The following is a 25,254-nucleotide window of genomic DNA, read 5'->3' on the forward strand; positions in this document are numbered from 1 at the left end:
TGGTCGGTGAGCGGCGGTCGGTGGGCGGCGGTCGGTGGGGCCGGGCCGGTATGACGGGGCCTGGCCCTCGGGTACTACGGGTATTACGGGCCGTGCAGCCCCGTCGTGGGCTGGTGACATGGTCGTGACAGGGATTCCCTAGGGTGGGGGCATGCGACGACGGGGGCACATCTTCAGGCTGACGGCTGTCTCGACGCTGGTCGTGCTCGCGCTCACGGGGTTCTCCAGTGGACGCGGGCACGGGAGCGGGAGCCACAGCGGGGGCGGCGGTGGCGGGTGCAGCAGCTCGCGCCAGGACCACGACAGCTCGTCGTCGACGTCGGGCGGCTCGTCCGGGGGCTCGCACTACCGGGACTACGACGATGACGACAGCACCGGCTCGACGGGCGGCGGTTCGTCGAGCAGCGGCTCGTCCACGCGCACGAGCGTCGTGCAGGACGCCCGCGTCAGCCTCGTCGAGTGCGCGACCCGGAAGAAGCCGTACGCGACCGTGAAGATCACCAACCCCAACTCGACGCTCGACCGGTTCGAGATCACCGTCCGGTTCCTCGACGCGAGCGGGGCGGTGGTCGCCGCGCCGCTGACGAACGAACTCGTGAGCGGCCGGAAGACGGAGGACGTGCGGATCCTCGTCGGTGACGCCGCCCTCGCCGCGAAGGTGGCCCGCTGCGAGGTCCGGGCCACCGCCCCGGCGGTCTGAACTACGCCTGCTCGTCCCGCAGTTCGCTCAGGAACTCCACGAGCAGCCGGTTCACCTCGGCGGGCCGCTCCTGCTGGGTCCAGTGACCGCAGCCCGGCAGGACGACCGGCGGACGCCGCAGCCCCGGCACCAACTTCGGGAGGTTCGCGATGAGTTCGGGCGCGCCGGGGAAGTAGGCGACGGGATCGCGGTCGCCGTACGCGAAGAGCGCGGGCACCGTGATGGACGCGCCCGCGAACGCGGCGGTCAACTCCCAGTTGCGGTCCAGGTTCCGGTACCAGTTGAGGCCGCCGGTGAACCCCTCGGCGAAGCCCTTCGCCAGCTCGTCGAGGTCGAACTCGGTGAACCAGTCCGGCTGTTCAGTGGGCGCCGCAAGCTGCTCCAGCCACGCGGTGCCGGGCTCGATGAGGGCCTGGTGGATGCCGGGCTCGCCCGGGGCGTCACCGGAGAGCGCGTACACGAAACGCCGCAGCGTGGCCTTCGGGTCCCGCCCGAACTCCTCGTCCGCCACCCCGACTTGGTTGAAGTACGTCCAGTAGAAGCGGCCCGCGTACGCCGCCTTCACCAGCTCCAGAGGCGGGTGCTCGCCGCGCGGCGCCGGGGCGACGCTGAGCCCGGCGACACCGCGCACGACATCCGGCCGCAGCAGCGCCGTGTGCCAGGCGACCGGCGCGCCCCAGTCGTGGCCGACGACGAACGCCGTCTGCTCGCCGAGCGCGTGGATCAGCCCGACCACGTCCCCGACCAGGTGCAGGATGCTGTACGCGGTGACGTCGGACGGGCGGTCCGAGGCGCTGTAGCCGCGCTGGTCCGGGGCGACGACGCGGAAGCCGGCCTCGACGAGCGGGGCGAACTGGTGTCGCCAGGAGTGCCAGGACTCCGGGAAGCCGTGCAGCAGGACCACCAGCGGGCCCTCGCCGGCCTCGGCGATGTGGAGGTTGACGCCGTTCGTCTCTATGGTGCGGTGCTGGATCATGAGGCTCAGTTTATGGGCGCGTTCCCGACCGGAAATCGGTTCCTTTTCAGCGGATTCGGAAATTCTGGGTTCTTTTTGTGAAAAGTTGATTCTGTCGGTCGGCCGGGAGATTTCCCAGCGCTATCAGGTGCGGGGCCTGCGCGAAACCGTGCGCCAGCGCCGCCTCCCGCGCCGACCACAGCGCCCGCACCGTCCCCTGCACGCCCTCCGGCGGATATCCGGCGAGCACCCGCGCCCGCTCGACGGCGATACCCAACGCCCCACCCGTATCGGTGAGTTCGGAGATGAGGCCCACCTCGTACGCGCGGCGCGCGGAGACCCGTTCCGCCGTGCCCATCAGCATCATCCGCGCGACCTCGCCGTACGGCATCCGCTGCGCCATCAGCACCGACTCGTACGCGCTGACCATTCCGTACGTGGTGTGCGGGTCGAAGAACTGCGCGCTCTCGCCGGCCACGACGAACTCGCTCTCGCCCAGCAGGTAGAAAGCGCCACCGCACGCCATTCCCTCGACGGCGGCGATCACCGGTTTCCACAGGTCGTTGGATTTGGGGCCGATGCGTAGAAGCGGATCGTCCTGCATATAGGGGGAGTTGGGCTGTGGTACGACGGCGTCGCGGTCGAGGCCGGTGCAGAAGGCGCGGGTGCCGGTGGCGGTGAGGGCGATCGCACGGACGGTGTCGTCGAAGCGCAACGCCCGCCAGATCCCCGTCAGCTGACGTGCCGTCGGCAGATCGATCGCGTTGAGTTTCTCCGGGCGGTCGAGCGTGACGACCGCGACACCGGACTCCTTGTCGGTGTCGAGGCGGGCGGTCATACCAGCGTCCACTGGGGGAGGCCGTCGGCCGGGAACACCGCCTGGACGCGCGCGCCGATCCGGATCCGGTTCGGATCAAGGGAGTTGAGCGGGGCGCCGGGGTGGGTGACGACGTTGCCGACCAGGCGGACGCGGGGGGCGTCGTCGAGTTCGACGAGGACGACGTTGTAGGGGGCCTGGGCGGCGTAGTCGGGCAGGAGGGGCGGGTGGGGGAGGACGTACGACCAGATGCGGCCCCGTCCCGAGGTGAGCCGCCAATCCGACGCGAACGAACGGCAGTTCGGGCAGCAGGGGCGGGGCGGGAAACGGGGCTCGGCGCACCGCGCGCAGGTCTGGACGCGGAGTTCGCCCTGCGCCGCGTACTCCCAGAAGGGGGCGCCGTCGGTGTCGTGGAGCGGGGTCAGCATGGGCAGGTCCCTCAACTCGTAGGCAGGTCGGCCGGGTTGGCTGTTCACGTCCTCAGCAGCAGGGCGGAGGTGGGGACGCCCTCGCCCGCCGTGACGAGGCAGGTCGCGGCGCCGGGGACCTGGGCGGTGCTGGTGCCCCTGAGCTGCTTCACGCCCTCGTTGATGAGGTTGAAGCCGTGCACGTACGCCTCCGACAGGCCGCCGCCGCCCGTGTTGACCGGCAGCCGGCCGCCGAGTTCCAGCGCGCCGCCCTCGGTGAACGGGCCGCCCTCGCCGCGCCCGCAGAAGCCGTACCCCTCCAGGGAGAGGGGGACCAGCGGCGTGAACGCGTCGTAGATCTGGGCCACATGGACGTCCGCCGGGGTGAAGTCGGCCTGTTTCCACAGGTGTCGAGCGGTCGCCCAGGAAGGTCCGGTGAGCGGGTCGTCGTTCCAGTAGTTGACCATGCCGTGGTGCTGGGCGGGCAGGCCCTGGGCGGCGGAGTGGATGTAGACCGGCCTGCGGCGGCAGTCGCGGGCGCGCTCCGCCGAGACGACGACGCAGGCCAACGCCCCGTCCGTCTCCAGGCAGTTGTCGAACAGGCAGAGGGGTTCGCTGATCCAGCGCGAGGTCATGTACATCTCGCGGGTGAGCGGGCGGTCGTACATGATCGCCGCCGGGTTCTGGTTGGCGCGGTTGCGGCAGGCGAGGGCGACGTTGAAGAGGTGGTCGCGGGTCGTGCCGTACTCGTGCATGTGGCGGCGGGCCAGCATCGCGATCTCGTCGGCGGGGCGCAGCAGGCCGAAGGGGCGCGTCCACTGGGCGGGTGTGGGGAGTTGGGCCGTCGTGTTCGTCCACGGGCGCGGGCCGCTGCCGCGTTTGCGTGAGCGCCAGGCGACGCCGACGCTCGCCTGGCCGGCGGCGATCGCGGTGGCGAGGTGGGCGACGGTCGCGCACGAACCTCCGCCGCCGTAGGGTGACTTGGCGAAGAAGGTCAGGTCGCCGAAGCCGACCGCCTTCGCGAGTTCGACCTCGTCCGTCTCCTCCATCGTGTACGAGGCGAGGGCGTCCACCTCGGCGGGGGAGATCCCCGCGTCGTCCAGCGCGGCGAGGACCGCGCGGCAGGCGAGGGTGCGTTCGTCCTCCGGGAGGTGCTTGGCGAAGGCCGTCTGGCCTATGCCGACGATGGCTGTCGCGTCCTTGATTCCGGCCATGTCCCCCTCCCGGGCAGGCTGCTGACAGTGCGTCAGATTACCGCTAATCTGACGGGTCGTCAGCTCCTGTCTCCCGTCTCATCGGAGGCCGTTCATGTGGCAGAGCATTCCCGAGCTGGTGCGTTGGTCGGCCGAGAAGTACGGGGAGGCCGAGGCCGTGGTCGACGGGCGGGTCCGGGTCTCCTACCGGGAGCTCGGGCGGCGGGTGGAGCGGGCGGCGGCGGCCTGCGCCGCGACGGGGCTGCGGGCCGGGGACCGGGTGGGGATCTGGGCGCCGAACTCGCTGGAGTGGATCGTCGCGGCGCTCGGGGCGGTGTCGGCGGGGGGTGTGCTGGTGCCGCTCAACACGCGCTTCAAGGGGGCCGAGGCGGCGGACGTGCTGCGGCGCAGCGGGGCACGGCTGCTGTTCGTGACGGGGACGTTCCTGGGGACGTCGTACGTCGCGTCCCTGCGGAGGGCGGCGGGGGAGGGGGCGGGGACGGGGCCGCTGCCGGGGCTGCCGGAGCTGCGGGACGTCGTGGTGCTGGCGGAGGACGCGCCGGAGGGGTTCCGGGCGTGGGGGGAGTTCCTGGCGGGCGGGGAGGGGGCGGCCGGGGGGCTTACGGGTATGACGGGTCCCGGCGGGGGCGCCGGAAGTACTACGGGTACTACAGGTCCCGGCGATGCCCCCGGAGGTACTACGGGTACTACGGGTTCCGGCGGGGGCGCCGGAGGTACTACGGGTATTACGGGCTCCTCCCCCTCCGACATCATCTTCACCTCAGGTACTACGGGTAGCCCCAAGGGTGCCGTCATCACCCACGAGCAGACCCTCCGGGGCTACGACGCGTGGAGCGAGCTCGCGGGGCTGCGGGAGGGGGACCGGTACCTCGTCGTGAACCCCTTCTTCCACACGTTCGGCTACAAGGCCGGGGTGATCGCCTGCCTGACGCGGGGCGCGACGATCATTCCGCAGCCGGTGTTCGACGTGACGACCGCGCTGGCGAACATCGCGGCGGAGCGCGTCACCGTCCTGCCCGGCCCGCCCACGCTCCACCAGTCCCTGCTGGACCACCCCGCGCGGGCGTCGTACGACCTGTCGTCGCTGCGGCTGGTGGTGACCGGCGCGGCCGTCGTCCCGCTGCGGCTCGTGGAGCGGCTGCGCGACGAGCTGGGCGTCGCGACGGTGCTGACCGCGTACGGGCTCTCCGAGGCGAGCGGCATCGTCACGATGTGCCGGCGCGGCGACAGCCCGGAGGTGATCGCGACGACGTCGGGCCGCGCGATCCCCGGCACGGAGGTCAGGGTGGCGGACGCGGCGGGTGCCGCGCTGCCGCCGGGCGAGCCGGGGGAGGTGCTGGTACGGGGCTTCAACGTCATGCGCGGGTACTACGGGGACGACAGGGCGACCCGGGAGGTGATCACCCCGGACGGCTGGCTGCGTACCGGAGACGTAGGGGTCCTGGACGAGGCCGGCAATTTGCGGATCACCGACCGGATCAAGGACATGTTCATCGTGGGTGGTTTCAACGCCTACCCGGCCGAGATAGAGCAGATCCTGGGGCTGCATCCGGCCGTCGCGGACGTCGCCGTCGTCGGCATACCGGACGCCCGCCTTGGAGAGGTCGGCAAGGCGTACGTCGTGCGGCGGGCGGGTTCTGTGACGACCGGGGACGATCTGATCGCCTGGGCGAGGCGTGAGATGGCGAACTACAAGGTGCCCCGACTTGTCGAGTTCGTGGGCGAGTTGCCCCGGAATGCGAGCGGGAAAGTGGTCAAGGGGCTGTTGCGGACCTGAGGGGAGAAGTTGCCGGAAACCGTCGCTCCCGCAACCGCCGTGCTCCCTGGTGGCGTGAAGGGTGCGTGAGGGAGGTGTGCACTCCCGCGTGCCGCCGTGTGATCGGTGCTTCCTGTTGCTGACGCGTCAGGTGTCAGCAAGGCAAACTGAGCAGGTCAACAGGGAGCGCCCAGGGAGACCTTGATGGACGACCGAGTACCGCGCGTGCCGGGACAGGGGCGCCGCGACCCCTCGGACGACGAGGACGCGGCGAGTCTGAGGTTCGGTGTGCTCGGGCCGGTACGGGCGTGGCGGGACGACGGCCCGCTGCCCACCGGTTCGCCCCAACAGCGCGCTGTGCTCGCGACGTTGCTGCTGCGCGAGGGCCGGACGGTGACCCCGGGTGAACTGATCGACGCGCTGTGGGGCGAGGATCCGCCGTCGCAGGCGCTGGCAGCGCTGCGGACGTACGTGTCCCGGCTGCGGAAGGTGCTGTCGTCGCGCATGCTGGTCAGCGAGGCCGGGGGCTACGCACTGCGGGACCCGGACGGCGCCGTCGCGCTCGACCTCACGGCGGCACAGGCGCTGTCCGAGGACGCGGAGAAGGCGTGGGCGTCCGGCGATGTCCGGGCCGCGCGCGACCGGTTGAACCACGCGCTCGGCCTGTGGGAGGGCGAGGCGCTGGCGGGGGTGCCGGGACCGTACGCGGAGGCGCAGCGCGTCCGCCTGGAGGAGTGGCGGCTCAAACTCATCGAGAACCGGCTCGACCTGGACCTGGAGCTGGGCAGACACGCCGAAGCCGTCTCGGAGTTGACCTCCCTCACCGCCGAACACCCCCTCAGAGAGCGGCTGCGCGAGCTGCTGATGCTCGCGCTGTACCGAAGTGGCCGTCAGGCGGAGGCACTCGCCGTGTACGCCGACACGCGCCGCCTCCTCGCCGAGGAGCTGGGCGTCGACCCCCGCCCCGGCCTGCGCGACCTCCAGGAACGCATCCTGCGCGCCGACCCCGCGCTCGCCGAACCCGAGGCACCGGCCGCCGAAGCCCCCGTCGTACGTATTCTGCCCGCTCAACTCCCCGCTTCGGTACCGGATTTCACCGGGCGCGAGACGCTGGCCCGGGAACTGGGCGAGGCGTTGGTGGCGGAGTCCGGCGCCGAGCAGCGGGTGATGGCCGTCTCTGCGGTCGCCGGGATCGGCGGCGTGGGCAAGACGACGCTCGCCGTGCACGTCGCCCACCAGGCCCGATCCGCCTTCCCCGACGGGCAGTTGTACGTCGACCTGCAAGGCGCGAGCTCGCGTCCCGCCGACCCGCAGGCCGTCCTCGGCGCGTTCCTGCGCGCCCTCGGTACCGCCGACCCGGCGATCCCCGACTCGCTCCAGGAGCGCGCGGCGCTGTTCCGCACGCTGCTGGACGGCCGCCGGGTCCTCGTCCTGCTCGACAACGCCCGGGACGCCGCCCAGGTACGGCCGTTGCTGCCGGGCACGGCCGGCTGCGCGGCGCTGGTGACCTCGCGCACGCGGATGGTGGACGTCGCCGGGGCGCACCTGATCGACCTCGACGTGATGGCTCCGCACGAGGCGCTGGACCTCTTCACGCGCATCGTCGGCGCCGAACGCGTCGCGTCCGAACGGGAGTCGGCGCTCGACGTCGTCGCGGCGTGCGGTTTCCTGCCGCTCGCGATCCGTATCGCCGCCTCCCGGCTCGCCGCCCGGCGCACCTGGACCGTGTCGGTGCTCGCGGACAAACTCGCCGACGAGAGACGCAGGTTGGACGAACTCCAGGCGGGCGACCTCGCCGTGAAGGCCACTTTCGAGCTGGGCTACGGGCAGTTGGAGCCCGCGCAGGCCCGCGCCTTCCGTCTCCTCGGCCTCGCCGACGGCCCCGACATCTCGCTGGCCGCCGCCGCGGCCGTCCTCGACCTCCCGGCGGACGACACCGAGGACCTGCTGGAATCCCTCGTCGACACCTCGCTCCTGGAGTCGGCGGCGCCCGGCCGCTACCGCTTCCACGACCTGGTCCGGCTCTACGCGCGGGCATGCGCGGAACGTGACCAACTCCCCGCGAGCGAACGGGAGTCGGCGCTCGCCCGGCTGCTGGACTTCTACCTCGCGACGGCCGCCGGGGTGTACGCGATCGAGCGGCCCGGCGACCGGCTGGTGGAACAGCTGGAGCAAACCGCCTACCCCGGGCTGAAGTTCGGGGACCGGCACGACGCGCAGGACTGGCTGTACGCCGAGGCGGGCGCGCTGCTGTCCTGCGTACGCCAGTCCATCGGCGACGGCAGACTGCGCCGCGCGGTCGACCTGCTGTGGGTCGCGAAGGACCTCGCGGAGTCCGGGGCCAACGCCCGCGAGTACGAGGTGGCCGCCAACGAGGCTCTGCAGCAAGCCCGTTCGGCCGACGACCGGCACGCGCACGGCCGGGCGCTGATCACCCTCACGGACGTCCATCTCGTCGCCGGCCGCTTCGACCGGGCCGACGCCGCGGCCGTCGAGGCGCTGCGGGTCACCGACGACGCCGACGACCCCGTCCCGCGCTGCTGGGCGCCCAACACCCGGGGAATCATCGCCCTTTACCAGGGGCGGCACGCGGAGGGCGAGCGGCATCTCACGGTCGCGTTCGACAACTTCCGCGCCAACAAGAACCGGGCGGGCGAGGCGAGCGTCCTGTGCAACCTCTCCCGCATCCACCTCGCGACCGGCCGCGTCGACAGCGCGGTGACGCTGGCGCACCAGGGCATCGGCATCTACGACGAGACCGGCAACGCCCTGCGCGGCGCCAACGGCCGGTACGCGCTGGGGCTCGCGCTCACCGAGAGCGGGCTGCTGACCACCGCCGCCGAGATCCTGCGGGACGCGCTCGACGTCTTCCGCGACAGCCGCCAGCGCCTGTGGGAGGGCATGACGCTGTTCCGGCTCGCCGAGGTCGACCTCGCCGCCCACCGGCCCGCGCAGGCCGCCGCCCACGCCGACCTCGCGCTGACCGTGCTGCGCGGCATCGGCGGCGAGTGGCGCCGGGGCCTGGTCCTCACGGTCCTCGGCCGCGCCCTCAGCGGACTCGGGCAGGCCGGCCGCGCACACGTCTGCTGGACCGAGGCTCTGGGGATCTACGAGGAGCTGCGGGCGCCGGAGGCGGAGGAGGTACGGGGGCTGCTGGACCTGTCGGCGGTGGTGTAGGGGTACTACGGGACGCCTCCCTCGCCGGGGTACTACGGGGTGCCCCCTGAGGGTTCCCCCTGAGAGATGCCCCTGGCATATGGAACCGGACGTTCATAGAACGTTTATCGCCCCCTGACATGCTCTTACCAACGAACGGCCGGACCGGGGGGAACGGCCGGAGTCGTTGAGAGCCCGTCCGGCGACACACGGGGGAGTAGCCGGACGGGCGTTCCATCCACGGGGGACTCCATGGGGGGCGTGGGGGGAACGGCCGCGGTGGCACGGAGGGGGCGCCGCCGCGGCCGAAGGGACCCTTTGCCGCACCAGTAGCTGACGCACCGTCAGATCGGCGCTACCGTGACCGACATGGAGAACACGACAGAGTTCCCGCTGATCATCTCCGTCGACGACCACACCGTCGAACCCGCGCGGGTCTGGCAGGACCGGCTCCCGAAGAAGTTCCTCGACACCGGCCCGAGAGTCGTCCGGGCGCCGCTGAAGGAAATGACCTTTCTGGGCGGGCACTTCAAGCCCGTGATGGGTGAGAAGGGCGACGAGGGCCCGCTCGGCGACTGGTGGCTCTTCGAGAACCTGCGCCGCCCGCTCACCCGCCTCGACACCGCCGTCGGGTTCAGCCGCGACGAGATCCGCCTAGAGGTCATCACCTACGACCAGATGCGGCCCGGCTCCTACGACGTGCCCGAGCGGCTGACCGACATGGACGTCAACCACGTCCGGTCGGCGGTGTGTTTCCCCACCTTCCCGAGGTTCTGCGGCCAGACCTTCACCGAGGCGAGCGACCGTGAACTCGGGCTGCTGTGCGTCCGGGCGTACAACGACTGGATGGTGGAGGAGTGGTGCGGCCCGCAGGCGCGCGGCCGGCTGATCCCGCTCACCCTGATCCCGTTGTGGGACGCCGAGTTGGCCGCCGCCGAGGTCCGCCGCAACGCCGCACGGGGCGTGCGCGCCGTCGCGTTCTCCGAGATCCCGCCCCACCTCGGCCTGCCGTCCGTGCACTCCGACGCCTGGGACCCCTTCCTCGCCGCGTGCGACGAGACCGGCACCGTCATCGCCATGCACATCGGCTCCAGCAGCCGCATGCCGTCCACCTCCAAGGACGCGCCCCCGGCGGTCGGTTCGACCATCACCTTCGCCAACTGCTGCTTCTCCATGGTCGATTGGCTGATGAGCGGTAAGTTCGAACGCTTCCCGAACCTCAAAGTCATGTACGCCGAGGGCCAGATCGGCTGGATCCCCTACATCCTGGAGCGCGCCGACGTGGTGTGGGAGGAGAACCGCGGCTGGGGCGGCGTCGCCGACAAGGTGCACCGGCCGCCGTCCGAACTCTTCGCCGACCACGTCTACGGCTGCTTCTTCGACGACGCCTTCGGGCTGCGCAACCTCGACGCGATCGGCGTCGGCAACGTCCTCTACGAGACCGACTACCCCCACTCCGACTCGACTTGGCCCAAGTCGCGCGAGGTCGGCGAGGCCCAGATGGGCCACCTCGACGCCGACACCGTCGACCGCATCGTCCGCCGCAACGCCATCGACCTGCTCGGCCTGACCGCCGACGGCCTCTGGCCGGGCCCGAGATGACCCGCCGCCTCGCCTACGGCATCCAGCTCCCCGTCCAGTCCCAGAGCCGCATCTACGTCGAACCCTGGGAACTCGACGCCGGAGCGGCCGAGTTGACGGCCGTGGCGCGCGCGGCGGACGAGGCGGGGTTCGCGTACGTCGCCTGCTGCGACCACGTCGCGATCCCGCGCCGCCTCGCGGACGCCATGGGCACCGTCTGGTACGACCCCGTCGCCACCCTCGCCCACCTCGCCGCCGTCACCACCCGCGTGCGCCTGCTCAGCCATGTCGCGGTCGCCGCGCTGCGCCATCCGCTGCTCACCGCCAAGCAGTACGCGACCGTCGACCACCTCTCGGGCGGCCGGCTGATCCTCGGTGTCGGAGCGGGCCACGTCCAGGAGGAGTTCGCGGCCCTCGGCGTCGACTTCGCCCGCCGGGGAGCCGTCCTGGACGAGACCCTGGACGCCCTGCGCGCGGCTCTGGGGCCGGACGAATTCGTCAGCCACCAGGGCGAGTTGTACGCCTACGAGGACCTGGGCCAGCGCCCCCGCCCCGTCCAGGCGCACGTACCCGTCTGGGTCGGCGGCTCCTCGCCCGCCGCCGTCCGCCGCGCCGCCCTCAAGGGCGACGGCTGGCTGCCGCAGGGCGATCCGCGCGACCGGCTGCCCGCCCAGATCGAGACGATCCGGCAACTCCGGTCGCACGACGGTGAGTTCACCGTCGGGGCCATCGCCGAACCGCTGTACGTCGGGGAGCCCGGCTGGGACGTCGGACGCCGTACGCTCACCGGAAGGCCCGAGGCGCTGGCCGACTCACTGGGCGAGTACGCCGAGTTGGGGGTGGACCAGATCCAAGTCAGGTTCAGAAGCAGGTCCGTTGACGAACTCACCGACCAGATGGGGATGTTCGGCACGGAGGTGGCGCCGCTCCTCACGTCTGTGAGGCAGCTCTCTTGAATCTTTGAACATGTCCACGCCGGGCTGCGTATGTACGAACGTACGGACGTCGCGGTTCCGGCGGAAGGACCCCCCGCAGTGAGATCCTCCGAAAGGCTCTCCGTAGCACTGGCCTGCGCGGACGGCACCAGCTGGCCGCACGCCGACTGGCCCGCGCCGGACGACTCGTACGTGGGCCGGGTCTGGCAAGTGGCCCCGCCCTACCGTACGTTGGCCGCCGTCCCGCTCGACGTCGTCCTGCTGAACTGTGTCGAACCCGCCCACGCCCTGCCGGAGTTGACCGGTGCCCTCGCCGGGCGCGGCATCCCGGTGATCGTGGTGAGCGGGCGGCGGGACGTCGAGACGGTCGTCGGGGTCTTCCGGGGCGGCGCGGGCTATCTGGTCGACGGCGACTACTGCACCTGCATGCTCTCCTCGGCCGTCATGGCGGCCACCGTCGGCCACACCTACCTGTCCCCGGCCGCCTGCGCCGCGCTGCGCGAAGGGGCCCGCGAGGAGCCCGCCGGAGGGGGTGCGGTGGACCGCCTGCGGGCCCTGCTGTCGCCGCGTGAGCGGCAGATCATGGAGCTGCTGTCGACGGGCCTCGGCGCCCAGGAGATCGGCTTACGGCTACGGCTCAGCGAGAAGACCGTGCGCAACAACCTCAGCAACATCTACGCGAAACTCGACGCCCGCGGGAGCACGGACGCGGTCCTGCGCTGGCTGGGAGCCACGCCCGTGCTTCGCACCTGAGAACGATCTCTTCCAGACTCTTCTAGACGGGGTTGATCTCGGCCAGCGGGATTTCCACGTCCGTCACATTGGCACCGGCCTCGTCGAGTCCGGGTTCCACGCGGATGCTGTTCTCGGAGTTCAGGATGCCGTTCGCCTGAGGCGTCCCGCACTTCACGTTCCGCAGCCACAGACGTCCGTCGGGAGTTCCGTTCTTCAGGATCTGCGGATAGAAGACGTGAACGCTCGTGGCGCCCTCGCTCGGTGAGAAGAACACTTTCTGGCCGTCCTGTTCCTCCTTGTACGTGGCGCGGAGGAAACCGCTGACGTCCGTGCGCTTCGCCGACCACATGAAGAAGGCGATGCTGTCGGGCTGGACGGTGTCGGTGCGCGAGAAACTGAGCCCCGTCGTCTTCTCGTCCCGGGTGATGTTGATCTCCGAGGTGCTGAACTGGACGCCGACCTCGAAGACAGAACTCGCGAGTTTCGTTCCGCCCTCCACGGTGAAGCCGTCCTCCAATTCGATGCTGCGGGTCACCGACGTGCTGACCGCGAACTCCTTCGACGCGGCGGTCGTGTTTCCGCAGTTGTTCGTCACCGGGGAGACGCGCTGATTCGGACCGAGGCTGTTCGCCTTGAACTGCACGTCGACGAACTCGCAGTTCTCCAGTTTGTCGGAGTCCGCCGCGCAGTCGGCCGTCACCTCGCTGGCCGTCGCCGCGCCGGCGGAGTTCATCAGCGGGATCGCGACGGCGAGCGCGGCCACCGGGGCGAGGGCGAGGGTGATGCGCTTCTTGCGGCTGCGGTGCTTTCTGGTGCGGGTGCCCATGACAGTCTCCAGGGGGTGTAATGGCTGGTGGAAAGGGTTCAGCAGTCTTCGAGGACGGCCTTGGAGACGCCGTCGACGACGCCCGGGGCGCCGGCCGCGCCCGGCAGCATGTGCGGGCCCTCGACGATGTCCGGGGCGACGAAGTTCTTCTCGGGAGTGGCGTTCGTGGCGAAGCCCGCCTCGCGCGCGTCGATCCGGACGCGCCATTCGCCGGTCATGCGCTGCATCTTCGGCGTGAATTCCATGTGAAGCACCTTGCCGACCGGAACCTCACGCTCTTCCGTGTCGCTCGCGGACGCCGAATCCACGGTCATGTCCAGGGTGCCCTTGTGCTTCACCCACGAGCCGCTGAGGGCACCGAAAAGACCGCCCCCGCCGCCCTGCTGGGTCACGGTGTACTTTCCCTCTCCCTGGGCCACGGTCGCCGACCAGCTGATCTTCACCTTGGACGGTTCCGTGGCGCCCGGCTCGCAGTTCGGGAAGTCGATCGAAGCCTTCTCGGTGGGCCCGTCGAAGGTCTCGAAATTCGTCTCGACGAAATCACAGTTGTCCGCCGCGAAACCGTCCCCGAGGCCCCCGCCGAAGTCGCTGGTCGAGCGCTGCTTCCCATTGAGGACCGCCGAGCGCTCGCACATCGCCATGATCTGCTCCGGCGTCTTCTCCTCACCGGCCGCGTTCGCCGACGGAAGCAGCGTGACGATGACACCTCCGGTTGCCAGCGCGGCACCTATCGCGACGTATCGGACCTTCTTGTTCCGGAGCTTTCTCTTGGCCATCCCTTGTTCCTTCCTTGAAGACTTCTTTGTCTGCCGCGAGACGGATTATCGGAGGCTTTCGGCGGGCGCCGACAGGGTCAAATATCCCGACTCCTGACCCTGTGACATTGCTCACGCAATGTGCGCACAGGTATCTGACGAGTCATCAGGTACGGCGTTACGATGCTGACCTCCACCGACGCCGAGGGGGTCCCATGGACAGCACGGGCAAGTTGGACGGCCGGGTCGTGATCGTCACGGGCGCGGCCCGGGGGCAGGGCGAGCAGGAGGCACGCCTCTTCGCCACCGAGGGGGCACGGGTCGTCGTCGCGGACGTCCTCGACGAACAGGGCAGCGCGCTCGCCGCCGAACTCGGCTGCCACTACGCGCACTTGGACGTCCGGGAGGAGGACTCCTGGCGTGCGGTGCTCGCCGCCGCCAAGGACGCGTACGGGCGCGTGGACGGGCTCGTCAACAACGCCGGCATCCTGCGCTTCAACGCCCTCACCGACACCCCGCTCGACGAGTTCATGCAGGTCGTCCGGGTCAACCAGGTCGGCTGCTTCCTCGGCATCAAGACGGTCGCCCCCGAACTCGCCGACGGCGGCACGATCGTCAACACCGCGTCGTACACGGCGCTCACGGGCATGGCGGCGGTCGGCGCCTACGCCGCCAGCAAGCACGCGATCCTCGGCCTGACCCGGGTCGCCGCGCTGGAGCTGGCCCCGCGCGGCATCCGCGTCAACGCGATCTGCCCCGGCGCGATCGACACCGCGATGTCCAACCCCTCGCTGCTGGACCCGAGTTCGGACCCCGAGGAGACGTCGAAGGCGCTGGACGGCCTGTACCGCAAGCTCGTTCCGCTGGGCCGCATCGGGCGCCCGGAGGAGGTGGCGCGCCTCGCGCTGTTCCTGACGTCGGCGGACTCGTCGTACATCACCGGGCAGCCGTTCGTGATCGACGGCGGGTGGCTGGCCGGGGTCTCTGTGATCTGAACCGGCGCATCTGACTGGCCGTCAGCTATTGACGGTGTATGCCCGCGGTGTCAGAGTCGGCGGCAGTCCATGAGCTGACGGTGTGTCAGATAACGGCTTGGGGTGGTGAACCTCCTTGGAATTCGGGCTCTTTGTTCAGGGGTATGTCGGCAAGCGGGGCGAGACGGATCCACTGGCCGAGCACAAGGCGCTGATGGAGGAGACCGAGTACGTCATCGAGGCGGACCGGTCGGGCTTCAAGTACGCGTGGGCGTCGGAGCACCACTTCCTCGACGAGTACTCCCACCTCTCCGCCAACGAGGTCTTCCTCGGCTACCTCGCCCACGCCACCGAACGGATCCACCTCGGCTCGGGCATCTTCAACCCGCTCGCGCCGGTCAACCACCCGGTGAAAGTCGCCGAGAAGGTCGCCATGCTCGACCATCTCACCGGCAACCGCTTCGAGTTCGGCAGCGGACGCGGTGCCGGCTCCCACGAGATCCTGGGCTTCATGCCGGGCGTCACCGACATGAACCACACCAAGGAACTGTGGGAGGAGACGATCGCCGAGTTCCCGAAGATGTGGCTCCAGGACGAATACGTCGGATTCCAGGGAAAACACTGGCAGTTGCCGCCCAGGAAGGTCCTGCCGAAGCCGTACGGCAAGTCCCACCCGGCGATGTGGTACGCGGCCGGCTCACCCCCCTCGTACGCCATGGCGGCCCGAAAGGGCCTGGGCGTCCTGGGGTTCAGCATCCAGAAGGTCTCCGACATGGAATGGGTGCTGGAGCAGTACAAGACGGCGATCGTGAACGCCGAACCCGTCGGCGACTTCGTCAACGACAACGTGATGGTGACGACGACGGCGATCTGCGCGCCCACCCACGACGAGGCGATCCAGGTCGCGGTGAGCGGCGGACTGCACTACCTGCCGTCGCTCGTCTTCCGCTACCACGACACCTTCCCCCGCCCCGAGGGCTTCCCCGTCTGGCCCGAGACGCTGCCCGAGTACACCGCCGAGTTCGTCGAACTCCTCATCGAGGAAGAGCTGTTGATCTGCGGCGACCCCGACGAGGTACTGCGCCAGTGCAAACGCTGGGAGCAGGCGGGCGCCGACCAGCTGAGCTTCGGACTGCCGGTCGGCGTGCCCAAGGAACAGACCCTCCAGACGATCCGGCTGATCGGCGAGCACGTCATCCCGAAGATCGACACGGACCCCGTGCACCGGACCACGCGGTTCCGTCAGGGAGCGTGACCGCCCATGCTCGACCATGTCATCAAGGGCGCCACGGTAGTTGACGGCACCGGTGGCCCCGCCCGCGTCGCCGACGTCGGCATCCGCGACGGCCGGATCGCCGTCGTCGGCGAAGTCACCCAGGAATCCAGGGCGGTTGAGGACGCCCACGGGCTCGTCCTGTGCCCCGGGTTCGTCGACCCGCACACCCACTACGACGCCCAGCTCTTCTGGGACCCCTACGCCACCCCCTCGCTCAACCACGGCGTCACCACCGTCGCCGCCGGGAACTGTGGCTTCACCCTCGCGCCCCTCCACCCAGAACGGCCCCAAGACGCCGACTACACACGGCGGATGATGTCCAAGGTCGAGGGCATGTCCCTGGTCGCCCTCGAAGAAGGGGCGCCCTGGAACTGGCACTCCTTCGGCGAGTACCTGGACGCCCTCGACGGCCGCATCGCCGTCAACGCCGGTTTCATGGTGGGCCATTGCGCACTCCGTCGGCACGTGATGGGCGCCGACGCCGTGGGCGGACAGCCGTCCGAAGCCCAACTCCACGCACTCGTCGGTCTGTTGCACGAGGCGATGGACGCCGGAGCCTGGGGGTTCTCCACCACCCAGTCCAGCACCCACTCCGACGGCGACGGCAACCCCGTCGCCTCCCGGCACGCGCTCCCCGCCGAACTCGTCGCCATGGCACGAGCCGTGGGCGAACACGAGGGCACCCAGATCGAGGCGATCGTCGCCGGCTGCCTCGACCAGTTCAGCGACGCCGAGATCGACCTCCTCGTCGACGTGTCCGCCGCCGCCGGACGCCCGCTCAACTGGAACGTCCTCACCATCGACGCCCAGGTCCCCGAACGCGTCCCGCGCCAGCTGTACGCAAGTGAGCGCGCCCGTGAGGCCGGTGGCCGCGTCGTCGCGCTCACCATGCCGATCCTCACGCCGATGAACATGTCGCTGGGCACGTTCTGCGCGCTCAACCTCATCCCCGGCTGGGGCCCGATCCTCGGCCTGCCGATTCCCGAACGCATCGAGAAACTGGGCGACTTCGACGTCCGCGCCGAGATGCTGCGGCGCGCCCGCTCCAAGGAGGCGGGCGTCTTCCGCAGGCTCGCCGACTTCGGACGGTACGTCATCGGCGACACCTACAGCCCGCGCAACGAGGGCCTGACCGGACGCGTCGTCGGCGACATCGCCGCCGAACGCGGCCAGGACCCCTTCACCACCCTCGTCGAGATCTGCTCCAACGACTGTCTGCGCACGGTGCTTTGGCCGATGCCGCGCGACAACGACCCCGCCTCCTGGGCGCTGCGCGCCGAGACCTGGCGGCACGAGGACGTCCTGCTCGGCGGCTCCGACGCCGGGGCCCACCTGGACCGCATGTGCGGGGCGCCCTACACGACCCGCTTCCTCGGCGACTGCCTGCGCGGACGGAAACTCGTCGCACTGGAACAGGCGGTGAAGATGCTCACCGACGACCCCGCGCAACTCTTCGGACTGCGCCGCCGTGGGCGGATCCAGGAAGGGTTCCACGCGGACCTCGTCCTCTTCGACCCCGAACGCATCGACGCCGGAAAGGCCACCCTCGTCCACGACCTCCCCGGCGACAGCCCACGCCTCGACTCCAAGGCGCTCGGCATAACCGCCGTCTGGGTCAACGGAGTCGAGGCCATCCGCGACGACGTCGTCACCGGCGCCGTCCCCGGCAAGGTGCTGCGCTCCGGCACCGACACCCGCACCGTGAGCACCAAATGACCGACGGACAACGGCTGTTCGTCGGCGGCGAGTGGACCGAACCGGACGGCGGACACTACGAGGTCATCGACCCCGCGACCGAGGACGTCGTGGGCCTCGCGCCCGAAGCCTCCGCCGCGCAGGCCCGCGACGCCTGCGCGGCGGCCCGCGAGGCGTTCGACGGCTGGTCGCGCACCCGCCCCGAGGAACGGACCGCCGTCCTGGCCCGCGCCGCCGAACTGATCCTGGCCCGGCGCGACGAGTTCACCGACCTCGCGCGCGCCGAGACCGGGGCGACCACCGCGACCGTCCGCTCCATGCAACTCGCCGTCGCCGCCGCCCGGTTCAGGCGCTACGCCCGCGTCGAACCCACCGAATGGGCCATCGCTCCGCAGATCAACGAGGCCGGGCCGATGGGCAAGGCCGCCGTGATGGGCGCACTGGCGGTACGGCAGCCCGTCGGCGTCGTCACCTGCGTCACCTCCTACAACAACCCCTGGGCCAACCCCGCCGGGAAGATCGCGCCGGCGCTCGCCATGGGCAACACGGTCGTCGTGAAACCGGCGCCGCAGGATCCCCTGTCCGTGTACCGGATGGCCGAGGTCCTGGAGGCCGCCGGGGTGCCGCCCGGGGTCGTGAACGTCGTGTCCGGCAAGGGAGTTGAGGTCGGCGAGGCGACCGTCTCCTCGCCCGACGTCGACATGGTGAGCTTCACCGGGTCCACCGCCGTCGGCATGCGGATCGGCGAGGTCTGCGGGCGCGGCATGAAACGGCAGCTCATGGAACTCGGGGGCAAGGGCGCGGCTTTGGTGTTCGACGACGCGGACCTCGGCTCGGCCGTCGCGGGGATCGGGACGACGTTCTCCTTCTACAGCGGGCAGATCTGCACCGCGCCGACCCGGGTACTGGCCCAACGCGGGGTGTACGAACGGGTGGTTGAACAACTGGCCGCGTATGCCGGGCGGTTGACGCTGGGGGATCCCCGGCGGGCCGGGACCGTCATGGGGCCGGTGATCAGTGCCGCGCACCGGGAGCGGGTGCGGGGGTACGTCTCTTCGGCCGAGGGCGAGGGGGCAACGGTCGTCGAGGCCAAGGGGGTTGAGCTTCCCTCGCGGGGCTTCTACGTCGGGCCGGTCGTTCTCGCCGACTGCACCCACGCGATGCGGGCCGTCCGCGAGGAGATCTTCGGGCCCGTCGTCGCCGTCGTCCCCTTCGACGACGAGGAGGAGGGCATCGCGCTCGCCAACGACTCCGAGTACGGGCTGATCGACTACGTCTGGTCCGGCGACGTGGCGCGCGCCTTCCGGGTCGCGCGGCGGCTGCGGGCCGGGGGCGTGGGGATCAACACCGTCGGGCGGAACATGGAGGCGCCGTTCGGGGGGTTCAAGAGGAGCGGGGTGGGACGGGACGTGGGGTCGTACGCGCTGCACGCGTACAGCGAGGTGCAGGCGATCGTGTGGCCGGGGTGAGGGTAGGGGGTAGGCAGGGGTGGGGGCGCCTGCGCGGTGAGGGTCGGCCGCTCGGGGCGTGCGGGGCGCGTACGAGGGCGGGCGCCGGGGCTGAGTGACGCGTTTTGGGTGGTGGGATCGGCGGTTTTCCGCCGGGCGTAGCTCTGAGGTATGGGGCACTATCGGGACATGGGTGATACAGCGGGCGTGATGGTCGCGGTCGACGGTGGTCAGCTCTGGGCCGAGGAGCGGGGGAGCGGGGAAGGGCCGCCGCTGGTACTGCTCCACCCGGGGGTGGGGGACTCCGAGATCTGGGACCCGGTGCTGGACGCGCTGGCCTCGCGGCGCCGGGTCATCCGGTACGACGTCCGGGGGTACGGGCGGTCCCCGGCGCCGGAGGGGCCGTACCGGCAGGACGCCGATCTCGCCGTGCTGCTCGACCACTTCGGCGTGACGCGGGCCGTGCTGGTCGGCAACAGCATGGGCGGGTCCACGGCGATCGCGTACACGCTGGACCACCCCGAGCAGGTGGCGGCGCTCGGGCTGCTGGTCCCCGGGGTGGCGGGTTACCCCGAGCCCGATCCGCCCGAACTCGCCGCGCAGGTCGAGCCGTTGGCGCTGGCCGGGGACCTCGACGGGCTCGCCGACCTGGCGATGTCGTGGTGGGGCGGGGCCGGGACGCCGCCCGACACCGAGGCGCGACGGCTGCTGCGCGGAGTGCTGAAAGGGTGGTTCACCTCGTACCAGCACGAGCAGCAACTACCGTCCTGTTTCGAGCGGTTGGGGGAGCTGACCCTGCCGTGCTCGCTGCTGCTGGGGGAGTTGGACCAGCGGGTCGTCGTCGACCGGAACGAGGTCATCGCCGCGCGGATCCCGGGGTGCCGGCTCGTGCGGGCGGGCGCGTGCGACCACTTTCCGACGCTGCGGGTGCCCGGGGCGGTCGTGGAGCTGGTGGAGGAGCTGTATCTGCGGCTGGGGTGACGGGGGCTACGGGTACGACAGGGTCACCCCTCGTCGAGGTCCACCCGGACCGTCAGCAGGTCGGTGCCCATGACCCGTACCGCCGTGCTGTTCAGCCTCGGCAGGCTCCGCAGGCGGGCCACGGCGTCGTCGTCCGGGAGGAGGTACGCCGTACCGGCGTGCCAGCGGCCCTTGATCCGGATCCTGACCCTCGGGTCGGCCTTGATGTTCCGGACGTACTGCGAGCGCTCACCGAACTCCGACACCAGCCAGAACGAGTCCCCGATCCGGCGCCCGCCCAGCGGGGTGCGGCGGGGGAGCCCCGAGGTCCGGCCGGTGGTCTCCAGGACGGGCTGGAGAGGGAGCCTGCGCATGAGGGGGTTCAGGCGGCGCTGGACGGCGGTGGTGATCCGGAAGCGGCGGTCGGCGAGGGTGGGCATCGGGGGTCCTGAGGGTCGGGGCCGGGATCCCGGCCGATGGGTGGGGCGGGGCTGGCGGGGTGGTGCGGGTGGAGAGGCGGTGGGGGCGGAGAGGGCAGAGAGGGCGGTGTGGGGCACGGTTCGTGTCACTCCCGTACCCCGCAGGTATCCCCGCCGATTGTCCCCCTAGGGCCGGTCACCGTCGCGCCCCCGGGCTCGCCCAGCGCGGCCGCCCCCACAACGCCGCCGACCTCCGCAGCGCCGCCGACTCCCGCAGTGGCGCCGACCCCTCAGCGCCCCCGCCCCAGGAACACCGGATTGGTCAGCGCCGCCAGCGCCCCCGGCAGCGTCGGCCCCGTCGCCGGGTGCCGGACCTCCGCGCGGACGTACGCCGCGTACGACGGCGTCGTCCGCCACTCGAAGACCCCCGACCCCGAGTCCCCTACGGGACCCCCGGTGAACAGGACCCCCTCGTCGGTGACGAGACGGACCGTGCACCCCGTAACCCCTGAGACCTCCACCCGTACGACCACAGGGGTATCCGGGGCGACGGGCAGCCGCTCCCCGATACCGGCGTGCTCGCCGCGCGGCCCGCTCACGGCGAGGGCGACCGAGACGTCCTTGGACTCGGCGATGTAGGAGCGCCCGGCGCGGATGCCGTCCTGGATCGCGCGCCGCGTCAGGTCGTCGGCGAGGACGACGGTCTGGGGGAGCCCGACCACGTCGGGGTCGCGGTGCGCGTCGCTGCTGCCCATGGCCGGGAGCCAGGCGCGGCCCTCGCGGACGGCGGCGACGAGCGTCGCGTCCCAGGAGGCGAGCGCGACCTCGTCGTCCGGGGTGTAGGGGCCGTTCCACACCTCCACCGCGTCGGCCTCGCCGAACCCGAACTTCCAGGCGCAGCCGATGCAGGTGGCGTGCGGGTGAGCGGGGACGACGAGCCCGCCGGCGCGGCGGATCTGGCGGGCGAACCGGGCGAAGCGGTTGTCGCGGGCCCGGTAGCGCCAGTCGACGAAGGTGCCCGGGTCGGTGCCGAGCGCGACGACGTGGCCGTTGCGCGTGGTGATCTCCTCGCCGAGCAGGATCAGCAGGTCGTCACCGGCGTGGTCGGCCCAATGGGGGTGCCCCGCATGGGTGTTGTGCTCGGAGGTGTTGATGAAGTCGAGCCCCGCCGCCCGCGCCAGCGCCGCGATCTCGGCGGGGGTGCGGCGGCCGTCGGAGTACCAGGAGTGCAGATGGCAGTCGCCCCGGTACCAGGCCCGCCCCCGGCCACGCGCCCGCTCCGGCGGGTAGACGGCCCTAGGGGATGCCCCGTACGACCCGGACCCGGACCCGGCCCCGGCCTCCGCCCCCGAACTGGCTCCAGCCCCGGCTTCGGACCCGACCCCGGCCCCGGCCCCCGACCCGGACCCGGAGCTGTCCCCGGCTTCCGACCCGGACTCGGCCCCGGCCACCGACCCGGAACCCGCCCCCGCCCCATACGTGAGGGTGACAGTGATCTCGTACGACACCCCCTGCGGCGCCACGGTGTACGGACCCAGCGCGACGGACCAGGTGCCGGGACGGACCGGCCCCGGCAGATAGCCGGGCGTCGCGTCGTCGGCCCGCACGAAGAACTCCGTACGGGCACCCCCGGACCAGCCCCGGAAGCCCTGCCCGCCGAGTTCCGTGCCGCGTTCGTCGAAGAGGCCGATGTCCAGGGCGTTCCCGGTGGTCCCGGCGGGGACGGCGGGCCGGTCATAGGTGTACGACACCCTCAACTCGGCGACCCCCGGCGGGATTTCGACCGGCACGTACACGAAGTCCGGTGCCCCGGCGGGCAACGTCCCCCGCACGGTCCGCGTCTGCTGCCCGGCCCCGCCGGTCGTCTCACCGGCCCGCGGGCCCCCGACGCGCTGTTCCTCGGCGGAGGCGAAACTCACACCTCCGAGCGTCATCGCCGTGGCCGCGCCCGACACGAACAGGGCACGTCTGCCGATCTCGTGAGCGTCCTCGCACATGGGGCCAGTGTGGAGGAGAGGAGTGAACTCGGGGCGTCCTGAAGGGAATCGGGGAGTGAGGTTGCCTGAGGCATGGGTGCGAGAGGTCGATCCCCCGTTGGCCGTACGGGTAATGTGCGAGTAAATACCGGGTCGAGCGGGGCTGGTCCGGCGTCCGACCAACGCCGCGCCGTGACGTCTCATATCCCCTACGACCCGTAGTACCCGCCCCGACCGGACGGGAGTCGGACAAAACTGGGGGAAGTCGCACATGAGCGCCGTCACGGATTCATATCCGTTCGCCGTCCCGGTGGGCGTGGAGATACCGGAGCGGCTGACCGGCCGCGAGTGCGAAGTACTGCGCGGCCTGGCGAAAGGCGAGTCGAATCGCGTGCTCGCCCGGCGGTTCGAGGCGAGTCTGGCGGCACCGCACCACCGCGAGGCGCTGGCCGTGGCCGACAACGGCTGACGAGGCATCCTCGGCATCCTGATGGTCGCGGCGCAGATCTGCCTCGCCTGCTTCCCGCTGGGCGTCCTCGTGCCGGCGCTGCGCCCCTGGGCCGCCGCCGCGGGGGTGACCGGCTTCGCGCTCACCATGATCGCCCGCGACCTGGTCTTCCTCTCCGGTGTCCTCGACCGCGCCCTCGCCCGGTCCCGCACGCATCTGCACCGGCTGCGCAGGCCCGCCGACCACCGGCGACGGCCACCGCCGCGGCCACCCCCACAACGGCCGCCGCGACCGAGGCGGACAGCGAGGCGAACGGGGCGACACCCCGGCCGGAACCCCGGCCGGAATCCGTCTGAGACAGGAGACGAGAACTATGGGAACACCGACGTGCCTGCTGGGCGGCGCGGGTATCAGCGAGCGGATCAGCCACGGCCACGACGCCGGGCGGTACGTGGAGATCGGCTCCCTCACGAAGGTGTTCACGGCGACCGTGCTCGCCGAGCTGGTGAAGGAGGGCACCGTCGGGCTCGACGCCCCTCTGGAGGACTGCATCGGGTCCGTCCCGAGGGGTACGGGTATCACCCTGAGGAACCTCGCCGAGCACACCTCGGGACTGCCCCGGCTGCCCGTAGTACCCGTAGCACCTCCGAACGACCCCTACGCCACGTTCACCCCGGCCGCCCTGGCGGACGCGCTCGGCGCGCTGGACCGGCAGATCACCGGGCGCCAGGGCGAGACGGAGTACTCCAACTACGGGTACGCGGTGCTCGGCCACGCCCTCACGACCGCCACGGGGCGCACGTACCAACAGCTCGTCGACACGTACGTCCTGGCCCCCCTGGGGGTTGAGACGGGCGCCGTCACCGCGCACCCCCCGGCCGGCGAACGGCTCGTCCCGCGCGGGCTGTTCGGGCGGGCCCGGCCGCTGTGGGACCTGACCGGGCCGATCCTGCCCGCCGGCGGACTGTGGTCCACCTGCCGGACCCTGGCGGACGTCGTCGTCGCGCTGCTCGTCGAACGCAGGCTCGGGGAACCGGCGCTCGCGTGGCAGCGGGGGCCGTCGGTCGTGTGGCACAACGGGGCCACGCGCGGCTCGTCCGTGGTCGCCGCCGTCCACGACGACGGGCCGTGGCTGGTGCTGCACCGGCTCGGGGAGCCGGACGAGACGGACCGGCTGGCCATCCAGACGCTGAAGGCGGCCCTCCCGGCGATGTGATTCCGACCAGTCGGTATGGACAGTTCGGGCCACTCCGGGTACAGATGGGGGCATCACCCGCGCCATGCCCCCCGTACGCCCGGAAAGGCGGCCGTATGCGTATCTCGGTCACGATCTTCCTCACCGACGAGACCATCACCCCGACGCGTCTCGCCCGCGAGCTGGAGGAGCGCGGGTTCGCCGGCCTCTACCTCCCCGAGCACACGCACATCCCGGTCGAGCGCACCACCCCCTACCCCGCGGGTGGGGAGCTACCCAGGGAGTACGGGAGAACCCTGGACCCGTTCGTGGCGCTCGGGCAGGCCGCCGCCGTCACCGAACGGCTCGGCCTCGGGACCGGGATCACGCTCGTCGCGCAGCACGACCCGATCGGCCTCGCCAAGCAGGCCGCGACGCTCGACCACCTCTCCGGGGGACGGCTGACGCTCGGCCTCGGGTACGGGTGGAACGTCGAGGAGGCCGCCGACCACGGCGTCGAGTGGCGGACCCGGCGGGAGCTGGTGCGCGACCGGATGGCGCTGATGCGGGCGCTGTGGGCCGACGAACCGACCGGCTACGACGGGGAGTTCGGGAGCGTGCGGCCGTCCGTCGCGTACCCCAAGCCGGTGCGGAAGCCGCGCGGGCCGGTCGTCGGGCCGCGCACGCTCATCGGCGGCGCCGCCGGGCCCAAGCTGTTCGCCCACATCTGCGAGTACGCCGACGGCTGGCTGCCGATCGGCGGACGCGGGCTCGGGGAGTCGCTGCCGGCCCTGCGGACGGCCTGGGAGCGGGCGGGGCGCGAGCCCGCGCACCTCCAGGTGGTGCCGTACGCGGTGGTACCGGAAGAGGGAAAACTCACGTACTACGGGGACTTGGGGATCGAGGAGACCGTCGTGCAGCTGCCCCCGGCGGGGGAGGCCGAGGTACTACGGGTACTGGACGGGCTGGCCCGGTTCCTGTGAGGGCCGGGCGCAGGACGGCGGACCCGTAGTACCCGTAGTACCCCCACGCCCCCCACCAACCCCG

General features: G+C 71.2%; 22 protein-coding genes. 14 read left to right on the forward strand and 8 right to left on the reverse strand.

What is annotated here, in order from left to right; translation table 11 throughout:
- Nucleotides 1–151 precede the first annotated feature (151 nt).
- On the forward strand, nt 152–700 hold the full coding sequence (locus IAG44_RS23420; RefSeq protein ID WP_246562006.1) for a hypothetical protein: 549 nt from the start codon (nt 152–154) through the stop codon (nt 698–700).
- Between the two features lies 1 nt (nt 701).
- Here the strand turns inward: IAG44_RS23420 and IAG44_RS23425 are convergent, their stop codons facing one another.
- From IAG44_RS23425 to IAG44_RS23440, 4 genes are read right to left on the reverse strand one after another with little or no spacing between them, the layout of a single operon-like run.
- A complete protein-coding gene (locus IAG44_RS23425) occupies nt 702–1,676 on the reverse strand; it encodes an alpha/beta fold hydrolase (protein WP_187749031.1) in 975 nt (324 codons plus the stop codon).
- Nucleotides 1,677–1,722: 46 nt separating this feature from the next.
- Nucleotides 1,723–2,493 carry an enoyl-CoA hydratase/isomerase family protein gene (locus tag IAG44_RS23430; protein ID WP_187749032.1) on the reverse strand — a complete coding sequence of 257 codons (771 nt, stop codon included), beginning with the start codon at nt 2,491–2,493 and terminating at the stop codon, nt 1,723–1,725.
- The gene (locus IAG44_RS23435) at nt 2,490–2,900 is read right to left on the reverse strand and encodes a Zn-ribbon domain-containing OB-fold protein (protein ID WP_187752836.1); all 411 of its coding nucleotides are present in this window, start codon (nt 2,898–2,900) and stop codon (nt 2,490–2,492) included. The genes IAG44_RS23430 and IAG44_RS23435 overlap by 4 nt, the downstream gene beginning before the upstream one ends.
- 44 nt (nt 2,901–2,944) lie before the next feature.
- On the reverse strand, nt 2,945–4,093 hold the full coding sequence (locus IAG44_RS23440) for a lipid-transfer protein (protein ID WP_187749033.1): 1,149 nt from the start codon (nt 4,091–4,093) through the stop codon (nt 2,945–2,947).
- A 94-nt stretch (nt 4,094–4,187) separates the two neighbouring features.
- Here IAG44_RS23440 and IAG44_RS23445 point away from each other — a divergent pair, with 94 nt between their 5' ends.
- From IAG44_RS23445 to IAG44_RS23465, 5 genes are all read left to right on the forward strand, one after another.
- Nucleotides 4,188–5,870: a fatty acid--CoA ligase family protein gene (locus tag IAG44_RS23445; RefSeq protein WP_187749034.1), complete on the forward strand. Its 1,683-nt coding sequence runs from the start codon at nt 4,188–4,190 to the stop codon at nt 5,868–5,870.
- Nucleotides 5,871–6,053: 183 nt separating this feature from the next.
- Nucleotides 6,054–9,026, forward strand: coding sequence for an SARP-family global regulator AfsR (gene afsR, locus IAG44_RS23450; RefSeq protein WP_187749035.1), 2,973 nt, complete (start codon nt 6,054–6,056; stop codon nt 9,024–9,026).
- A 348-nt stretch (nt 9,027–9,374) separates the two neighbouring features.
- A complete protein-coding gene (locus tag IAG44_RS23455; RefSeq protein ID WP_246562008.1) occupies nt 9,375–10,607 on the forward strand; it encodes an amidohydrolase family protein in 1,233 nt (410 codons plus the stop codon).
- The gene (locus tag IAG44_RS23460) at nt 10,604–11,542 is read left to right on the forward strand and encodes an LLM class F420-dependent oxidoreductase (protein WP_187749037.1); all 939 of its coding nucleotides are present in this window, start codon (nt 10,604–10,606) and stop codon (nt 11,540–11,542) included. Before IAG44_RS23455 ends, IAG44_RS23460 begins: the two co-directional genes overlap by 4 nt.
- A 78-nt stretch (nt 11,543–11,620) precedes the next feature.
- Complete coding sequence (locus tag IAG44_RS23465; protein WP_187749038.1) at nt 11,621–12,274, forward strand: response regulator transcription factor; 654 nt, start codon at nt 11,621–11,623, stop codon at nt 12,272–12,274.
- Between the two features lie 22 nt (nt 12,275–12,296).
- Here IAG44_RS23465 and IAG44_RS23470 read toward each other — a convergent pair whose 3' ends face one another.
- Nucleotides 12,297–13,082: a hypothetical protein gene (locus tag IAG44_RS23470; protein ID WP_187749039.1), complete on the reverse strand. Its 786-nt coding sequence runs from the start codon at nt 13,080–13,082 to the stop codon at nt 12,297–12,299.
- A 38-nt stretch (nt 13,083–13,120) separates the two neighbouring features.
- Entirely contained in the window at nt 13,121–13,858 is a 738-nt protein-coding gene (locus IAG44_RS23475; RefSeq protein ID WP_187749040.1) for a hypothetical protein, read from the reverse strand.
- Between the two features lie 194 nt (nt 13,859–14,052).
- On the opposite strand from IAG44_RS23475, the gene IAG44_RS23480 reads away from it, so the two are divergent.
- From IAG44_RS23480 to IAG44_RS23500, 5 genes are all read left to right on the forward strand, one after another.
- Nucleotides 14,053–14,832, forward strand: coding sequence for an SDR family NAD(P)-dependent oxidoreductase (locus IAG44_RS23480; protein WP_187749041.1), 780 nt, complete (start codon nt 14,053–14,055; stop codon nt 14,830–14,832).
- A 115-nt stretch (nt 14,833–14,947) separates the two neighbouring features.
- Nucleotides 14,948–16,066 carry an LLM class flavin-dependent oxidoreductase gene (locus IAG44_RS23485; RefSeq protein WP_187749042.1) on the forward strand — a complete coding sequence of 373 codons (1,119 nt, stop codon included), beginning with the start codon at nt 14,948–14,950 and terminating at the stop codon, nt 16,064–16,066.
- 6 nt (nt 16,067–16,072) lie between these two features.
- Nucleotides 16,073–17,803, forward strand: a complete 1,731-nt coding sequence (locus tag IAG44_RS23490) for an N-acyl-D-amino-acid deacylase family protein (RefSeq protein WP_187749043.1) — start codon at nt 16,073–16,075, stop codon at nt 17,801–17,803.
- Nucleotides 17,800–19,251 carry an aldehyde dehydrogenase family protein gene (locus IAG44_RS23495; RefSeq protein WP_187749044.1) on the forward strand — a complete coding sequence of 484 codons (1,452 nt, stop codon included), beginning with the start codon at nt 17,800–17,802 and terminating at the stop codon, nt 19,249–19,251. The genes IAG44_RS23490 and IAG44_RS23495 overlap by 4 nt, the downstream gene beginning before the upstream one ends.
- A gap of 168 nt (nt 19,252–19,419) precedes the next feature.
- A complete protein-coding gene (locus IAG44_RS23500) occupies nt 19,420–20,211 on the forward strand; it encodes an alpha/beta fold hydrolase (protein ID WP_246562010.1) in 792 nt (263 codons plus the stop codon).
- Between the two features lie 23 nt (nt 20,212–20,234).
- On the opposite strand, the gene IAG44_RS23505 is transcribed toward IAG44_RS23500, so the two are convergent.
- Complete coding sequence (locus IAG44_RS23505; RefSeq protein WP_187749045.1) at nt 20,235–20,630, reverse strand: nitroreductase family deazaflavin-dependent oxidoreductase; 396 nt, start codon at nt 20,628–20,630, stop codon at nt 20,235–20,237.
- A 269-nt stretch (nt 20,631–20,899) separates the two neighbouring features.
- Complete coding sequence (locus IAG44_RS43690; RefSeq protein WP_246562012.1) at nt 20,900–22,606, reverse strand: CehA/McbA family metallohydrolase; 1,707 nt, start codon at nt 22,604–22,606, stop codon at nt 20,900–20,902.
- Nucleotides 22,607–22,856: 250 nt separating this feature from the next.
- Between IAG44_RS43690 and IAG44_RS23520 the strand changes: the two genes are divergently transcribed.
- From IAG44_RS23520 to IAG44_RS23530, 3 genes are all read left to right on the forward strand, one after another.
- Nucleotides 22,857–23,054: a helix-turn-helix domain-containing protein gene (locus tag IAG44_RS23520; protein WP_187749046.1), complete on the forward strand. Its 198-nt coding sequence runs from the start codon at nt 22,857–22,859 to the stop codon at nt 23,052–23,054.
- Nucleotides 23,055–23,406: 352 nt separating this feature from the next.
- Nucleotides 23,407–24,249: a serine hydrolase domain-containing protein gene (locus IAG44_RS23525; RefSeq protein ID WP_187749047.1), complete on the forward strand. Its 843-nt coding sequence runs from the start codon at nt 23,407–23,409 to the stop codon at nt 24,247–24,249.
- Nucleotides 24,250–24,344: 95 nt separating this feature from the next.
- Nucleotides 24,345–25,190 carry an LLM class F420-dependent oxidoreductase gene (locus IAG44_RS23530; RefSeq protein ID WP_187749048.1) on the forward strand — a complete coding sequence of 282 codons (846 nt, stop codon included), beginning with the start codon at nt 24,345–24,347 and terminating at the stop codon, nt 25,188–25,190.
- Nucleotides 25,191–25,254: the final 64 nt, after the last annotated feature.

It is taken from the genome of Streptomyces roseirectus, assembly GCF_014489635.1.
Lineage (GTDB): Bacteria > Actinomycetota > Actinomycetes > Streptomycetales > Streptomycetaceae > Streptomyces > Streptomyces roseirectus.

Coding starts and splice junctions, on each gene's coding strand:
- IAG44_RS23500 (WP_246562010.1), top strand. CDS start 19,420: ATGGGTGATACAGCGGGCGTGATGGTCGCGGTCGACGGTGGTCAGCTC.
- IAG44_RS23460 (WP_187749037.1), top strand. CDS start 10,604: ATGACCCGCCGCCTCGCCTACGGCATCCAGCTCCCCGTCCAGTCCCAG.
- IAG44_RS23445 (WP_187749034.1), top strand. CDS start 4,188: ATGTGGCAGAGCATTCCCGAGCTGGTGCGTTGGTCGGCCGAGAAGTAC.
- IAG44_RS23455 (WP_246562008.1), top strand. CDS start 9,375: ATGGAGAACACGACAGAGTTCCCGCTGATCATCTCCGTCGACGACCAC.
- IAG44_RS23530 (WP_187749048.1), top strand. CDS start 24,345: ATGCGTATCTCGGTCACGATCTTCCTCACCGACGAGACCATCACCCCG.
- IAG44_RS23440 (WP_187749033.1), bottom strand. CDS start 4,093: ATGGCCGGAATCAAGGACGCGACAGCCATCGTCGGCATAGGCCAGACG.
- IAG44_RS23480 (WP_187749041.1), top strand. CDS start 14,053: ATGGACAGCACGGGCAAGTTGGACGGCCGGGTCGTGATCGTCACGGGC.
- IAG44_RS23420 (WP_246562006.1), top strand. CDS start 152: ATGCGACGACGGGGGCACATCTTCAGGCTGACGGCTGTCTCGACGCTG.
- IAG44_RS23475 (WP_187749040.1), bottom strand. CDS start 13,858: ATGGCCAAGAGAAAGCTCCGGAACAAGAAGGTCCGATACGTCGCGATA.
- IAG44_RS23470 (WP_187749039.1), bottom strand. CDS start 13,082: ATGGGCACCCGCACCAGAAAGCACCGCAGCCGCAAGAAGCGCATCACC.
- IAG44_RS23425 (WP_187749031.1), bottom strand. CDS start 1,676: ATGATCCAGCACCGCACCATAGAGACGAACGGCGTCAACCTCCACATC.
- afsR (WP_187749035.1), top strand. CDS start 6,054: ATGGACGACCGAGTACCGCGCGTGCCGGGACAGGGGCGCCGCGACCCC.
- IAG44_RS23495 (WP_187749044.1), top strand. CDS start 17,800: ATGACCGACGGACAACGGCTGTTCGTCGGCGGCGAGTGGACCGAACCG.
- IAG44_RS23520 (WP_187749046.1), top strand. CDS start 22,857: ATGAGCGCCGTCACGGATTCATATCCGTTCGCCGTCCCGGTGGGCGTG.
- IAG44_RS23435 (WP_187752836.1), bottom strand. CDS start 2,900: ATGCTGACCCCGCTCCACGACACCGACGGCGCCCCCTTCTGGGAGTAC.
- IAG44_RS23505 (WP_187749045.1), bottom strand. CDS start 20,630: ATGCCCACCCTCGCCGACCGCCGCTTCCGGATCACCACCGCCGTCCAG.
- IAG44_RS23430 (WP_187749032.1), bottom strand. CDS start 2,493: ATGACCGCCCGCCTCGACACCGACAAGGAGTCCGGTGTCGCGGTCGTC.
- IAG44_RS23490 (WP_187749043.1), top strand. CDS start 16,073: ATGCTCGACCATGTCATCAAGGGCGCCACGGTAGTTGACGGCACCGGT.
- IAG44_RS43690 (WP_246562012.1), bottom strand. CDS start 22,606: ATGTGCGAGGACGCTCACGAGATCGGCAGACGTGCCCTGTTCGTGTCG.
- IAG44_RS23525 (WP_187749047.1), top strand. CDS start 23,407: ATGGGAACACCGACGTGCCTGCTGGGCGGCGCGGGTATCAGCGAGCGG.